Source organism: Corynebacterium marquesiae, assembly GCF_030229635.1.
Classification (GTDB): domain Bacteria; phylum Actinomycetota; class Actinomycetes; order Mycobacteriales; family Mycobacteriaceae; genus Corynebacterium; species Corynebacterium marquesiae.
Map to the genome: position 1 here is coordinate 75942 of NZ_JASPII010000001.1, position 13786 is coordinate 89727.

The 13786-nt window shown below is 58.7% G+C and carries 12 protein-coding genes; 7 read left to right on the forward strand and 5 right to left on the reverse strand.

The window, feature by feature from the left end; all coding sequences use genetic code 11:
* Positions 1 to 5 precede the first annotated feature (5 nt).
* Genes QP971_RS00345 through QP971_RS00370 form a run of 6 tightly spaced genes read left to right on the forward strand, consistent with a single transcriptional unit; the run spans position 6 to position 7093 of the window.
* A complete protein-coding gene (locus tag QP971_RS00345; RefSeq protein WP_284810475.1) occupies positions 6 to 1607 on the forward strand; it encodes a choice-of-anchor M domain-containing protein in 1602 nt (533 codons plus the stop codon).
* A complete protein-coding gene (locus QP971_RS00350; protein ID WP_284810477.1) occupies positions 1607 to 3118 on the forward strand; it encodes an anchored repeat ABC transporter, substrate-binding protein in 1512 nt (503 codons plus the stop codon). Before QP971_RS00345 ends, QP971_RS00350 begins: the two co-directional genes overlap by 1 nt.
* The gene (locus tag QP971_RS00355) at positions 3111 to 3989 is read left to right on the forward strand and encodes a choice-of-anchor M domain-containing protein (protein ID WP_284810478.1); all 879 of its coding nucleotides are present in this window, start codon (positions 3111 to 3113) and stop codon (positions 3987 to 3989) included. The genes QP971_RS00350 and QP971_RS00355 overlap by 8 nt, the downstream gene beginning before the upstream one ends.
* Positions 3976 to 4710, forward strand: coding sequence for an anchored repeat-type ABC transporter ATP-binding subunit (locus QP971_RS00360; RefSeq protein WP_420361647.1), 735 nt, complete (start codon positions 3976 to 3978; stop codon positions 4708 to 4710). Before QP971_RS00355 ends, QP971_RS00360 begins: the two co-directional genes overlap by 14 nt.
* Positions 4707 to 5615 carry an anchored repeat-type ABC transporter permease subunit gene (locus QP971_RS00365; protein ID WP_049377177.1) on the forward strand — a complete coding sequence of 303 codons (909 nt, stop codon included), beginning with the start codon at positions 4707 to 4709 and terminating at the stop codon, positions 5613 to 5615. Before QP971_RS00360 ends, QP971_RS00365 begins: the two co-directional genes overlap by 4 nt.
* A complete protein-coding gene (locus QP971_RS00370; protein ID WP_284810480.1) occupies positions 5612 to 7093 on the forward strand; it encodes a choice-of-anchor M domain-containing protein in 1482 nt (493 codons plus the stop codon). The genes QP971_RS00365 and QP971_RS00370 overlap by 4 nt, the downstream gene beginning before the upstream one ends.
* Positions 7094 to 7177: 84 nt before the next feature.
* Here QP971_RS00370 and QP971_RS00375 read toward each other — a convergent pair whose 3' ends face one another.
* Positions 7178 to 8299, reverse strand: coding sequence for a CE1 family esterase (locus QP971_RS00375; protein ID WP_284810482.1), 1122 nt, complete (start codon positions 8297 to 8299; stop codon positions 7178 to 7180).
* 100 nt (positions 8300 to 8399) lie between these two features.
* Here QP971_RS00375 and QP971_RS00380 point away from each other — a divergent pair, with 100 nt between their 5' ends.
* Complete coding sequence (locus QP971_RS00380; RefSeq protein WP_284810483.1) at positions 8400 to 9503, forward strand: isochorismate synthase; 1104 nt, start codon at positions 8400 to 8402, stop codon at positions 9501 to 9503.
* On the opposite strand, the gene QP971_RS00385 is transcribed toward QP971_RS00380, so the two are convergent.
* From QP971_RS00385 to serA, 4 genes are all read right to left on the reverse strand, one after another.
* Positions 9500 to 10021, reverse strand: coding sequence for a class I SAM-dependent methyltransferase (locus QP971_RS00385; protein ID WP_284786792.1), 522 nt, complete (start codon positions 10019 to 10021; stop codon positions 9500 to 9502). The two genes, QP971_RS00380 and QP971_RS00385, sit on opposite strands and share 4 nt — an antisense overlap.
* A 46-nt stretch (positions 10022 to 10067) precedes the next feature.
* Complete coding sequence (locus QP971_RS00390) at positions 10068 to 10877, reverse strand: fumarylacetoacetate hydrolase family protein (RefSeq protein ID WP_284810484.1); 810 nt, start codon at positions 10875 to 10877, stop codon at positions 10068 to 10070.
* 178 nt (positions 10878 to 11055) lie between these two features.
* Entirely contained in the window at positions 11056 to 12075 is a 1020-nt protein-coding gene (locus tag QP971_RS00395; protein ID WP_284810485.1) for a 3-isopropylmalate dehydrogenase, read from the reverse strand.
* 117 nt (positions 12076 to 12192) lie between these two features.
* Positions 12193 to 13779 carry a phosphoglycerate dehydrogenase gene (gene serA, locus QP971_RS00400; RefSeq protein WP_284810486.1) on the reverse strand — a complete coding sequence of 529 codons (1587 nt, stop codon included), beginning with the start codon at positions 13777 to 13779 and terminating at the stop codon, positions 12193 to 12195.
* Positions 13780 to 13786: the final 7 nt, after the last annotated feature.

Below are 13786 nucleotides of genomic sequence, written 5' to 3' on the forward strand. Positions count from 1 at the left end.
CCACAATGCACTATTCACCATCTTTTGCCTCCCGGCGCGTCCCGCTGCGGCGCCGATTTATTCAGGTATTTGCCGCCGTCTTTGCCACAGCATTGGCCTTCTTCTCCCCCGCCGCGGCACTTGCCTTTGATGAGGTCTTCGACTCTGGGCATGTAGACGCCTTCTATGTCACGGCCCCAGATGGTCAGCTACATCTGTCAATGAAGGAAGACATCACTGGATCGGGCGTTCCACGCTCCGGCGATGATGTGGTGCTCAAAGTTGTCGAGGATGCCTGGTCGGATGCCACCGAGGCAGTGCCGGAGATAGGCCAGCCGACCTACTTCCTGCCGCAGACGCAAGATCAGCGCATTATTTGGCCGGGCTGGGATACCCAGCCTGCACGCGATGGCGGCTTTGACAACGTTGACCTAGAATTCGCAGAAGTCTCTGGACCTGGTTCAGTGTATGTTTTTGAAACCAGCAGCTTTGGCGATGTCAAGACGGTTACAGATTCCGGTTCAATGGAGCTCACCAGCGGTGAGGTTATCAATCAGCCCACTCCTGCTCACAAGCACGTCAACTGGGCCTTTAGTGAGGCCGGCACCTACACCATGACGGTGCGAGCCCACTCCAACGGCGAAACCAGCAATGCTGTGACCTATACCTGGGAAGTGGGCGACGGCGGCGATGCGTCCACAGCGGATCGATCGGCTGACACGGGCGAGGTAAACAATGACCAAGAGGCTACGAGCGACCAACGGTCAGCAGACAAGGGCGGCGCTCCAGCTGCCGATAAGTCCGGCGCCTCCGGGGACGAAGAGTGCACCCCGGGCATGACGCCGCAAATCAAGGACGATACGGTCTCCCCTTCCCAGTGGCGCGATGCTGAAGGCGCTACCTTTTATCTCTCCGATAAATCCAGCGTCGATCTGCCGCAAGAGGTAGGTCCAGTGCCAGCTGGTCAGGCGTGGATGATTGGTTCTACCCAGGTCGATGGTGTGCCGTGGCTCGGCGCTAATACCCAAAGTCCGACCATGCGCGAGAATATCCCTGGCGATGTCACCTGGGAGTTAGCAGGCTTCAAGGGACCCGGCCCGATGATGGTCTACTCCCAGGGTGGATTGGGAAAGATCGTGGGCGATGAGTGGTTCCGCGGCAATGCAGATGCGGCGGAGGGTACCTATTCGATTGCCCCCAATACGCACGTGCACCCCAACTGGGTCTTTGGTGCGCAGGGCACCTATGACGTCACCATCCGCCAGGTGGCCAAGACCGATGGGGGCAAGCAAGTTGCCGGTGAAGCGACACTTCACTTCGTGGTCGGCGGCGACAAGCCGGCTGAAGCCTTTGACAACGGGCACTTCGACTTGGGCGCTGCGGTCAATCCGGAGGGCGGCGACTGCGGGCATGGTGCTGCGGCAGGTGGGGCGTCGGCAAGCGCTGGTGGCTCTACCGCAAGTACCGGATCAAACACTGGCCAGTCCGGGCAGGCACACAGCAAGGGCGGTTCTTTAGCCAATACGGGGACTCCTATTGTTCCCTTTGGCATCGGAGCGTTGGGCTTGGGCATGCTCTTCCTCGGCCTAGGCATTGCCCGTCTAGCTGTAGCTAAGGCAGCGGACTAATGGCGCGTGCGCTTTCCCATAGACGCCGGCTTCGGACCATAGGCGCGCTGCTGGGCTCCTGCCTGCTGGCCACTGGTTGTGCCCCTTCGGCTGCGTTGGATACCGGAAGCGGAGAAAAATTCGCCGTGGTGGCCACCACCCCGATCCTCGCGGATCTTGCGCGCAACGTCGTGGGAGAAGATGCCCGGGTACAAAGCCTTATCCCCAGCGGAAAAGATCCGCATACCTTTGAGCCAACGCTGCGCACGGTGCGCGATGTTGCCAATGCCGATTTGGCACTGAGCAATGGCTACTTGCTGGAGCCACAGTCTCTCATCGATACGCTGCACGAATCCACCGATGCCCCCGTGGTGGAAGTCGCTGATGCCGCCTCCACCCGCGGTGCCACTCTGGTGCCGCTGGTAGAAGATGTCTCGCTCGAGGCAATTTGGCTGGGCCTGCGCATCAGCGGCGCACAGCAGCGTTCTTCCGGAGTGGACTTCCGCATGGTCTCTGCCGATGGGCCAGGTAACGTCGCGGCCTATGTGGTCTCTACCTTCGGCACCCCGGAGGTCCTTTTTAACTCGGCCGATGGCGTCGATGACGAGGAAGACTCCGTGACTCTGCCGGCCAACGCCCACACGCACGTGTCTTGGGGTTTTTCCCAGCCGGGAATCTACGACCTCGGGTTCCAAGCAGAGGGCACCGACGTCCAACACCTCACTGTGGCCGTGGGAGTAAACCCGCCTAACGGCATGCAAGCCATCGATTCCGGGCACCTGGATATTGAAGGCGACTTGACCCAAGGGCGCATTGATCTGCGCGACCAAGACAGGCGCTTTGACCCCGCCACCACTGCGATTTCTATCCCGTCTTCGGTTCTGCAGCCCATCCCGCCGGATCCGGCCTACCGCTTCCTGGGCACGCCAGGCGAGGATACCTACCTCCTGCCGCAGGCCGTACTAGGAAAGCACATTCACGGCGAGGTGGACCCTCACCTGTGGCACAACGTGGACAATGCCATCGCCTACGTCGATGTCATTGCCGAGGAAATGGCGCAGGCAGATCCTTCCCACGGGGCGTCCTACCGTCAACGAGCGCAGGCCTACACCAAGCGCCTGCGGGATACGGATTCCTACGTAGAGCACGCCATTTCTTCCATTCCTCAAGAAAACCGGCACTTAGTGACCACCCACCATGGCTACGCCTACCTGGAGCAAGGATATGACATTTCTGTGGCCGGCTTCGTCACTCCCAATCCGGCCATCGAGCCTTCCCCACGCGAGGTCATTTCCTTACGTCGCACGCTGGAGAACCTCCATCTACCAGCCGTGTTTGTAGAACCCGTGCAGCAGGCAAGCACCGAGACCCTGAAGCAGGCTGCCGCGGAGCAAGGCGTGGAACTGTGCCCCATCTACGGCGACACGTTCGATGACACCGTCAGCTCCTACATCGACCTCATGAAATTTAACGCTGATTCCCTGCAGCGTTGCCTGAACCCCAACCCCACCCATGGAGATAAAAATGCTTAAATTCGCTACTCGAACCGCCACCCGCACCGCCGCCTGCGTCCTTACTGCAGGTCTGGCACTTTCTACCAGCCCTGCTTGGGCGGGCGACCTCGCCCAGGTGGTCGGTGCCGATGAACACGTTGCCCCCCAGGGCGAAGAAAAGGTCATCGACACCGGTCACGTAGACGTTGGTGCCCTGCTTGATGGTACGGATTCTGAGCTTATGGCCCGCGATGATGCCGGCGATAAGCCAGTCTGGCGTCACTTGGACGACCTCGTGTTTTCCGTGGGCGATAAAGCACAGCAAGCCCTTCCCGATACGGATGACCTTGGCTTCGTTGGAGCTGAGTCCGGTGATAAGGTCTGGGTGGTTCCCCAAACCGAGCAAGTCGGCGTTCCCTGGCTGGGCTGGAATACCCAGGCGCCCTCCCTTGTCGCCGCCGCCGACCGCGGCATCACCATGGAATTCCTCGGCCACTCCGGCCCGGGCGATTTCTCCCTCTTCTTACAAAACGGCGGCTTTGAAGCGCCACAGCTCTTGTGGTCCACCGCGCAGAAGAGCGACGAGGACTTCTGGGTAGACCTCAATACCCACACCCACGCCAACTGGACGTTTACGGAGCCAGGCACCCATCAGGTAGGCATCAGGGTGAAGGGCAAGACCAAGGACGGCGCCGAGTTCAGCACCGATGGCGCACTCACCTTCGCCGTGGGCGATGATGCCGACGTCCAAGCGGCCCAAGACACTACCTGGAATCCAGACAACGCTCAGACCGCAGGCTCCTCTATTCCCACCTGGGTCTTTGTCCTCGCCGGCGTTGGCGTCGTAGTACTACTGCTGGCCCTAGGGCTCGCCCTGCGTTCAGCCAAGCGGGGCGATAGCCGTGGCTAAACCGCTCATTTCCGTTGGCGATCTAAACGTCTCGCTCTCGCACCGCAGCGTTATCACCGCTGCCAATTTAGAGGTCCACCCCGGCGAATTCATCGGGCTCCTCGGGCCCAATGGTGCTGGTAAGACCACCCTCATGCGCGCCATTTTAGGGCTCATCCCTTCCTCCGGAACTCGCAGCATCTCCGGCACCGTGGGGTATGTTCCCCAGCGTCACGAAGTGGAATGGGGCTTTCCTATCAATGTCTATCGCACCGTGCTCAGCGGTCGGACCGGCCTTATCGGCTGGCTCAAGCGGCCGCGCGCTAAGGATCATGCCGCAGCAACAGAGGCGCTTCGTTTGGTGAACATGGAAGAATTTTCTACCCGCCCCATCGAAGAACTCTCCGGTGGTCAACGCCAACGCGTACTCATCGCCCGGGCCCTCTCCACACAACCACACGTGCTGTTGCTCGATGAGCCCTTTACCGGACTAGATGCGCCCAATACCGAATCGCTCCTCGAGCTTTTTGAAGAGCTTTCTCAGCGCGGCAAGTCCATCGTCATGTCCACCCATAACCTCGCCGAGGCGGCACATTCCTGTCACCGCCTCGTCCTTTTCAACGGCACCGTGATAGCCGATGATTCCGCCTCGCACCTTCTTCACCAGACGGACCCGTGGACGCAAACCTTTGGCGTGCGTGCCGGTTCCCCTTTGCTTTCTGCCATTGGAGTCACCGCATGATAGAAATTTCCTTCCTCGATTTCCTGCGCGACCTGGTCAATCCCCACCTTGACTTTCTCGCCCGCGCGGTAGGCATCTCCTTGCTTGCGGCCATCGTATGCGGCGTCATCGGCTGCTATGTCGTGCTACGCGGCATGGCTTTTATTGGCGACGCCGTCTCCCACGCCGTATTCCCGGGCCTAGCCATTGCCTTCGCCCTGCAAGCCTCGGTGCTCGTGGGTGGCGCAGTCGCCGGTGCAGTTGTGGCCTTGCTCATCGCCGCCTTTTCGCAGCGTCGCCACGTGCGAGCGGATTCCATCATCGGTATCTTCTTCGCCGCTGCTTTCGCTTTGGGCATGGTGATAATCTCGCGCACCGATGGTTATAGTGCCTCGCTGACAAGCTTCCTCTTCGGCTCACTCACCGGCGTTTCCCGCACCGATATTATCGTCGCGGGCTGCGTATGCGCCGTAGTTGTCGCCATCGTTATAGCCTTTGGACCCCAGCTCAACGCCACGTGCTTGGACCGGGAAACTGCCCGCGCAATGGGCTTGCCTGTCTTTGTTTTGGACATCATTTTGTACCTGTGTGTCACGGCCGCAGTGGTCATTTCCGTGAGCACCATCGGCAATATCTTGGTCCTCGCGCTGCTCATCACTCCGGCCGCGACAGCACGCCTGCTGAGCACAAATCTAACGACCATGATGTGGCTTTCCGCCCTCATCGGCGCGCTGTCCAGCTTCCTCGGCATCTACCTGGCATGGGCCATTGATCTTCCGGCTGGCGCCACCATCGTGCTCACCCTCACCGCCATTTTCTTGGTTGTATGGGCCATCCATCCACTTCTCGGCGCCCGCAAGCACGCAGGTGCCTCGCTTTCCGACGCCCCACACCCCACCCCACGAAAGGAATCCGTCTCCTCATGAAACCTGTCTGCCGCACCGCGGTGGCCCTCGGCACCGCGGGACTGATAAGCCTCAGCGCCCTTCCGGGAGCGGGGGTAGAACTCTTCGAGCCCGCCACCGCATATGCAGAAGAAGCCACTGAAGCATGCACTTCCAGCGATTTCGAGCTCATCACCAAGGGACACCAGGACATGGCGCTCAGCGGCGATTCCGGCGATCTCAGCTTCAAGGTCAAAGATGATGATAAGGGCATCGAGCATGACTCTGAGTCCTTTGCCATAGAGGTATCTGATGACCTTAAGCAGCCGCTTTCCGAGCTCAGCGATAGTTCCTTGCCCGATGAAGGCTGGGTACTGCCGCAAACGCAAGATCCCAACGCCCCCTGGCTAGGTTTTAATACCCAAGAGCTATCTCAGGATCTCCTCGCCGCCGGAGACACCGCTACTTTGAGCATGGCTATCGCACAAGGCCCCGAGGATGGCCGTATCGTGGCCTACCAGATGGAGCTTGGTGGCCCCAAGGTACTTATGGATACTGCCGATGGCTCTGCCTGGGACTACCCCGGCAATTCCCATTCCCACCCGGCCTTTGTCTTTACCGAGCCGGGAACCTACGCGGTGAGCTTTACCTTTGAGCTTCCCGACGGCTCCCGGCACCACCTCCATGCCGGTTTCCTCGTCGGAGAGCAGGCCACGGCGACAGACCTGTGCGGCGTAGACTATACCGATGCTGACGCTGCTACCGGCAACGGAGCTGACTCAAATAGCCGCCCCAAGCAACTAGAGAAAGACGTCAAAGACGTAGACAAAGCCATCGCTGGCTTGGACAAAGAGCTCGACAAGACCCTGCAGGAGGGTCAGAAATTCCTAGAAGGTGGTAAGCCGCAACAAGGCGACAAGGACTCTGGCGAGGATAGCGCGGGCAAGCGCAAGCAGGCCTCCCACACCACGGCAAAAGACGCTGGGAAGGATGGAGCTCCACATGGCACGCCCTCCACGGGCTCAGCTCAAACCTCTGGTACTCCGCGAAAGTCCGGTTCTGGTTCTGGAGCTACGACCCACCATTCTGCTAGCCGTGTGAATGATTCTGCCTCCACTGCGAAATCCGGCAAAAGCGCGGCCACTGGCACAAGCTCGCACCGTTCTGCTTCCACCAGCGGTTCTTCCCACTCGACGGCCAAAAAGTCCACCGGCTCACGGGACGCAAAGTCTGCTAAGCGTACTAAGGGCAAGGCTGCGGGCTCCGCTAGTGCACAGCAGGTTCCGGATGCCGGTGCTGCGGAAGGCAGGAACTCTGAGAATGTACTGACTAATGCCGCTGCGTATACCGCTACCCTGGCAAAAAGCAGCTTCTGGGCGGGCCTTTTAGCCGGACTAGGCGCATTCGCACTGGTGCTCGGCATCGGCCTGTTGGTCTATGTCCAGTTCTTCCGCAAGAAGAAGGCCCCAACCCAGCAGCCTGCCGATGATGCTACGACCCACCTGCCGCGCGTCGACTAGCACAGTGCTCTTGAGCAGCCAACAATAAAACTAGGCCCAGAGGATCTCTCCTCTGGGCCTTATCCGTGACTAAGCGCCGCTGTTTTATACCCTGGCCTTGGACGAGAGGAAGTCCCAGACCACCCGTGGAGTATCTGGCTGCCAGAACCAGGTGTGGTCCTGTGGAACCTTGACCAGCTGTACATCCTTCTGGCAGCCATTGAAGCTCAGGCGTTCGGAACCGCCAGCCTCCGGAGTGGATTGGAAGGTCATATCGCAGCGATTGCGCTTCAGGTAGCCGCCGAGCACGGTGCGCACTGGCAAGTAACCAGCCTCGTGCCGGTCACCGCCTTCATAGGTCATCATCTTGTCATTGACACCATGCATGATGAGGGTATTCATCGGCGCATCTGCACAGTTGACCTCGACCGGGTTATAAAATGCACCCGAGACCATGGCTACAGCGGCGAAGGTATCTTGGGCGTGGCAGCCCAGCACAGAGGTAAAGCCGCCGCCGTTGGACATGCCCATGGCGTATACGCGGTTTCTATCAACGTGGTAGTCCTTGTCCACAGAGTCAAGAATGCGCTTGATGAAGCGGATGTCCTCCCCATCGCGGGTCTTGGCATAGGGCGCTGCCTCCCAAGCTCGCTCAAATCCCTCTGGATAGACGATGATGGCCTCGTTATGGGCCTCAGTGGTCTGCATGCGTGCGTAGCTGGAGTAGTTCTCCGGGGAATCTCCCCACCCACCGAATCCAAAAAGAACAGGCGCAGCCTTATCCGGCGAATAGTTATTGGGAATACGCAATAGATACCTGCGGGTCTTTCCTTCATGCTCCATATTGAGCGACTGTATGGAACCCGGCTTAAACGGGGGGTTGGGATTAATGCTGGTATCTACCATCGCTGGCCGCGGCGCCGGCTCCGGCAGCGATGAACCCTCAGGCGCAGGTGCTGGGTTGTCTTCTCCGCTACCTTTTCCTGCTGGCGCCGGGGTAGATTCTTTAGCGCCTTCTGGAACAAGGTGGGATCCATCTGGCTGCGGAATAACCGGCTTCGCGTTTTCGGGCGCCGGAGCTGGGGCCGGTGCTGGCGCTGGAGCCGGTGCAGGAGCAGGCGCCTCTTGAGCGCGGGCAGGAGAAGCACTCAGCAGCGCCCCACTAGCCAGCACACCAATAAGGATCAGGTACAGGGAATAGTGAAGAAACTTAGTAACATTAGCCACAAAGTTAAAATTAACCACAATCTTCACTAGAGACACTGTTTACACGCCCAGTGCACACTCAATTCTGTAAGAAAAGCCCAAGGCATTAAGCTATATTTTCATGCACGAAGACAGACCAAGCACCGCCCCCGATTTTTTGCTCTCGCGAGCAACGGGGTCTGTCCGTACCCAAGGTGCGCGCCACACTTTTAATGACGCCGATACGGCAATTTCCGCTCTCCGCAGCAAAGACGTAGAGATGGTCGTCGGTGCAATCCCTTTCGATTCGGACACCCCCGCGGCACTCACCGTTCCGGAGACGATTATCCGCGAAGAAGGCCCACTGGAGCCACACGCCTATTATCGCAACCAAAGTTTAAGCTCCCGCGTGGTTGGCTTCGATCCGGAGCCTGAGGAGCACCTTCGCCGCGTGGAGGCAGCCATCGGCACGATCGAAACCTCCAAACTAGAAAAGGTAGTTTTAGCCCGCGCTGTAGACATCGAATTCCCGGAAGCTATCAATCCGCGCCTCGTAGCGGCGCGCCTTATCGATCTCTCCGCCAACCGTGACGGATTCATTGCTGATCTCTCCCCGGCTGGCCGGCCGGGCGCGATGCTGGTTGGTTCTTCCCCAGAGGTTTTGGTCAAGCGTCAGGGCTCAACCGTTTCTGCTTTCCCCTTGGCGGGCTCCTCTCCGCGCCGCACCTCAGCGGCTGAGGACCACATCGCTGGTCAAGATCTCTTGCATTCTGCCAAGGATCTCCACGAGCATTCCTTCGTAGTGGAACACCTGCGGCGGGCGCTTAGCCCGTTATGCGAGCGGCTAGACATTCCGGACACCCCGCAACTTATTAGCACCAATGAGATGTGGCACCTTGGTACGCCAATTTCCGGAACACTCAAGGATAAAGACTTGACTGCTCTTGAGCTTGCCCTGGCAGCACACCCCACACCGGCCATCTGTGGCACCCCGGCCGAAGCCGCCCAGGCCCTTATTGAGACTGCGGAAACGGACCGTGGATTCTATGCCGGAGCGGTCGGCTGGTGCGATAGCTCCGGCGACGGCGAGTACATGGTAGCCATCCGCTGCGCAGAAGTGGCCGGCGATGGGCTATCGGCGCGCGCCTGGGCCGGTGGAGGCATCGTCGGCGATTCTGATGCCCAAGCGGAGTTGGAAGAAACCACAGCCAAGCTGCGCACCATTTTGAAGGCGCTCAGCCTCTAGGCTGCACGCTTGGCGACGAGCACGACATCGCTTTGGTGGTGCGCACCCGCGCCTTCCGTCAGATGGCGCTCACGACGAGTTAGCTCGACCGTCTCCAGCTCGCGCAGGTTTTCCGCTAACCATTCCGGCATCGCTACCTCTGCCGACTCCATATCGTGATGGACAAAGAGCAGTGTTCCGCCTGGAGCCACCAATCGCTCTAGCTTTTCCACCTCTTTTAGTGTGGCGCGTACCCCACCATAATGGACGCTGACCAAGTCAAAGGGCTCATGGCTAAAGTCGCTAAACGTTGTGACCTGCGCTGCGACGCCGTGGGCTTTGGTGCGCGCCACAGCAGTCGGAGCGAAATCAATGCCCAACACCTCCCAGCCGTGGTTCTTTAGCCAGAGCGCATCCGCGCCTTCTCCACACCCGATATCAAGGGCCGTGCCAGGAGTCAGCTTCGCAGCATAATCGACAAGGGTCTCATTGGGATTGCCCGACCACAGCCGCTCAGTACTCTGGTAGCGTTCCTCCATTTCCTCGGAGGTGGGTACGTAGGCGCGGTGTTCTTGGTGGCATGGGTTATACACGGTGAATGGAATTGCGCAGGGTGCCGAGGCCTGGGATCTCGATTTCGATGGTGTCTCCTGGAACCATGGGAGCGGTGCCGGCTGGGGACCCGGTGGTGATGACATCGCCGGGCAGCAAGGTGTAGGCAGCGGAGATCTCCTCCAAAATTCCGCCCATCTTCACGATCATCTGGTCCGTATTGGAATCCTGCTTTTGCTCGCGAGAATCCTCGTGCGTCAGATAAGCATTAATCTTCTGATCGTCTAGATTCAAGCTATCCAGATCGGTTTCGATCCACGGGCCGAGCGGGCAGAAGGTGTCAATGCCCTTGGCACGAGCCCATTGACCGTCTTTGAACTGCAGGTCACGGGAGGAAACGTCGTTACAGATGGTGTATCCCAACACGTGGTCTTTCCAGTTCTCGGCCTTGATGTTTTTCGACGGCTTAGAAATGACCACGGCTAGCTCGCCCTCAAACTCGACGTTGGTGGCGTAGTCCGGGATCTTGATCGCGGCATCCGGGCCAATGACCGCGGTAGATGGCTTGATAAAAATAGTGGGAGGCAGGCTATCAGCAGACTTTTTGAAAACCTCGGCAACGTGGTCCGCATAGTTGCGTCCAAGCGCTACCACCTTGGTGGGAAGGGTCGGCGCCAACAGGCGAACCTCGTTAAGGTTCCACTCGCGACCGGTCGGCTCCGGTGGGGTGAAGGGCGTGCCGGCAATTTCCTTTGCTACTAGATCTTCCATTGGGGCGTCTTTTGGCCCATCGATAACGGCGAAACAGATTCCTTCTGGGTGTGCAATTCGTCCTAAACGCATAGCGGTAATCCTACTCAATAGCCACCTTCACATGTGTGCAAAGGATACGGTGTTAATTAGTTAATTTGAGTAAATTTCCTTTACCCTTTAAATGCCATTGCTGGCCCTACTGCGGGCTACGCCAGGAAACGCTGGGCGCCTGGGGCGTCGGAAAGCGCCTGACATAAGAGGCCCACCTCTATGCGACGAGAAGCTTGGCGATCCGGTCACCGACTTCAACGGTCTTTATTGGTTCGGCATCGCGGTGCGCAACATCCTGTGCCACCACATCCTCAATCCGCTGCGCATTAGACCCATCACCTAGGTGACGAAGAAGCATAGCGACGGACAAGATTGCCGCCGTTGGGTCTGCAATCCCCTTACCCGCAATATCTGGCGCAGAACCATGCACCGGCTCGAACATGGAAGGATTCGTGCCAGAGGCATCGATGTTTCCGGAGGCAGCAAGGCCAATACCGCCAGTTACCGCGCCCGCCAAATCGGTGAGAATGTCTCCAAAAAGGTTATCGGTGACAATAACGTCATAGCGCGCCGGATCTGTCACCATATAGATGGTTGCAGCATCAATATGCTGGTAATCCACCCGAACCTCTGGAAACTCGGCGGCGACTTCATTAACGGTGCGCTGCCACAACCCACCAGCATTGACCAAGACATTTGTTTTGTGCACCAAGGTCAGATGCTTACGGCGCTGCGCTGCCCGCGCAAACGCATCGCGCACTACACGCTCCACGCCGAAACGAGTATTTTGCGATACCTCGCTGGCCACCTCGTGCTCAGTTCCCTCTCGCAAGGTACCGCCGTTTCCACAGTACAAACCCTCGGTACCTTCGCGCACCACAACGAAATCGATATCGCCCGGTTCAGCCAGCGGCGAGGAAGCGGTGGGATAAAGCCTGGAGGGGCGCAGGTTCACGTGATGATCCAGCGCAAACCGCATCTTAAGCAAAAGCCCCCGCTCCAGCACGCCTGGCGGTACCTCACCTGGGGCGCCGATCGCTCCCAAAAGGATCGCATCGTGCTCGCGCAGGCTCTTCAAATCAGCGTCCGTGAGAAGCTCCCCATTGCGCAGATAACGCCGCGCACCGAGGTCGTACTCGGTAGTCTCGATATCGGAGCGAACGGCTCGCAGCACCTTGAGCGCTTCAGCCGTCACTTCTGGTCCAATTCCGTCGCCGCCAATCACCGCAAGTTTCATTAGGTAAGATTCCTTTCTCGCAGAGTGGATATGGAAGTACCTTATCAAAACAAACCCGCGTAGCGCAGGAAATTACCTAGCACCACGCGGGTTGAGATTCTGTTACCGGCTGCAGCCTTATGCTTCCATGTTCAGCTGTTCGCATTCAGCCCCCAAGGCCGCATTAATTTCGGCGATGAGATGCTCTGGCACCTCGGCTTCCACGCGCAGAATTAACACAGCATCAGATTCCTGTTTACCGTGTGTAAGAGCGGCCGCCACGATATTAATTCCCGCAGCGCCCAACTTGGTGCCTACCGTTCCCAATGCACCTGGGGCATCCGCATAGCGGAAGAAGAGGTTGCGGCCGGTAGCACGCATATCTACGCCGCGGCCGTTGATGCGAATGAACTTTTCGGTTCCATCGATGCCGATAAGTGCGCCGGTGAGCGAGGAGATCTCGCCATCGGCACCAATAACCTTCACCTGCAAGGAAGAGCGGTGCCCCTTGGATTCCGCATTAGTAGAAACCTCCACCTCTACCCCACGACTATTCGCGATCTGCATTGCATTGACAAAGGTCACCGGCTCCGAAGTCACGCCGCTAAACAGACCTCGGACGGCAGAAAGTCCTAGCACCTCCACGTCTTCGGTAGACAACTCGCCACAGGCCTCCACCTCGACGGCAACGGGGGCCTGACCCAAAAGACGGCCAGCAGTAAGTCCTAGCTTGCGGGCGAGGTCCAACCAACCAGCAACCTCTTCTCTCACTGCCCCGCCGGAGACGTTGACCGCATCCGGCACAAACTCTCCTTCAAGCGCCTTCAAGACAGACTCCGCTACATCGGTTCCCGCACGGTCCTGGGCCTCTACAGTGGAGGCGCCTAGGTGCGGGGACACGGTGACCTGCGGCAGCTTAAAGAGCGGAGAATCAGTGCACGGTTCCGTGGCATAAACGTCAAAGCCCGCACCTCGATGAGGTCCCAACTCGATAGACTCAGCCAGAGCCGCTTCATCTACCAAACCTCCTCGCGCTGCGTTAATGAGAATCTGTCCTGGCTTCGCCTTGGCCAAAAGTTCCCTATCAAACATTCCGGCCGTCTCCGGAGTCTTTGGCAGGTGAATGGTCACGAAATCGGAACGCGACATCAGCTCTTCTAGCTCAACTAATTCCACGCCCAACGCCGCCGCGCGAGCTGGGTTGGCATAGGGATCGTGCGCGATGATGGTCGTCTCAAAGGACTTCATACGCTGGGCAAAAAGCTGGCCAATGTGCCCAAAGCCAACAATGCCGATGGTCTTTCCGTAGACCTCTACGCCCTTGAAAGAAGAGCGCTTCCACTCCCCTTCGCGCAGGGACCGGTCGGCCGCTGGTACTTGGCGCGCCGTCGCTAAGAGCAGTGCGATGGCCTGTTCACACGCAGAGTGAATATTCGATGTTGGCGCATTGACCACCATGATGCCCTTGTCTGTGGCTGCCGGAATATCGACATTGTCCAGTCCTACTCCGGCCCGGCCCACAATTTTGAGCTTTGTGGCCGCTTCCAATACCTCTGCATCAACGGTTGTGGCAGAGCGCACCAGCAAGGCCTCGGCTTCCGGAACCGCGGCAAGGAGCTCGGCGCGATTCGGCCCATCCACCCAACGGACCTCAACAGAGTCCCCCAAGGCCGTAACCGTGGACTGGGCTAATTTATCGGCAATAAGGACTACCGGCTTCGACATATCTTCC

What these genes read in the sequence shown, in the direction of transcription:
- QP971_RS00350 (WP_284810477.1), top strand. Translation starts at nt 1,607, where the DNA reads ATGGCGCGTGCGCTTTCCCATAGACGCCGGCTTCGGACCATAGGCGCG.
- serA (WP_284810486.1), bottom strand. Translation starts at nt 13,779, where the DNA reads ATGTCGAAGCCGGTAGTCCTTATTGCCGATAAATTAGCCCAGTCCACG.
- QP971_RS00390 (WP_284810484.1), bottom strand. Translation starts at nt 10,877, where the DNA reads ATGCGTTTAGGACGAATTGCACACCCAGAAGGAATCTGTTTCGCCGTT.
- QP971_RS00385 (WP_284786792.1), bottom strand. Translation starts at nt 10,021, where the DNA reads ATGGAGGAACGCTACCAGAGTACTGAGCGGCTGTGGTCGGGCAATCCC.
- QP971_RS00380 (WP_284810483.1), top strand. Translation starts at nt 8,400, where the DNA reads ATGCACGAAGACAGACCAAGCACCGCCCCCGATTTTTTGCTCTCGCGA.
- QP971_RS00395 (WP_284810485.1), bottom strand. Translation starts at nt 12,075, where the DNA reads ATGAAACTTGCGGTGATTGGCGGCGACGGAATTGGACCAGAAGTGACG.
- QP971_RS00355 (WP_284810478.1), top strand. Translation starts at nt 3,111, where the DNA reads ATGCTTAAATTCGCTACTCGAACCGCCACCCGCACCGCCGCCTGCGTC.
- QP971_RS00345 (WP_284810475.1), top strand. Translation starts at nt 6, where the DNA reads ATGCACTATTCACCATCTTTTGCCTCCCGGCGCGTCCCGCTGCGGCGC.
- QP971_RS00365 (WP_049377177.1), top strand. Translation starts at nt 4,707, where the DNA reads ATGATAGAAATTTCCTTCCTCGATTTCCTGCGCGACCTGGTCAATCCC.
- QP971_RS00370 (WP_284810480.1), top strand. Translation starts at nt 5,612, where the DNA reads ATGAAACCTGTCTGCCGCACCGCGGTGGCCCTCGGCACCGCGGGACTG.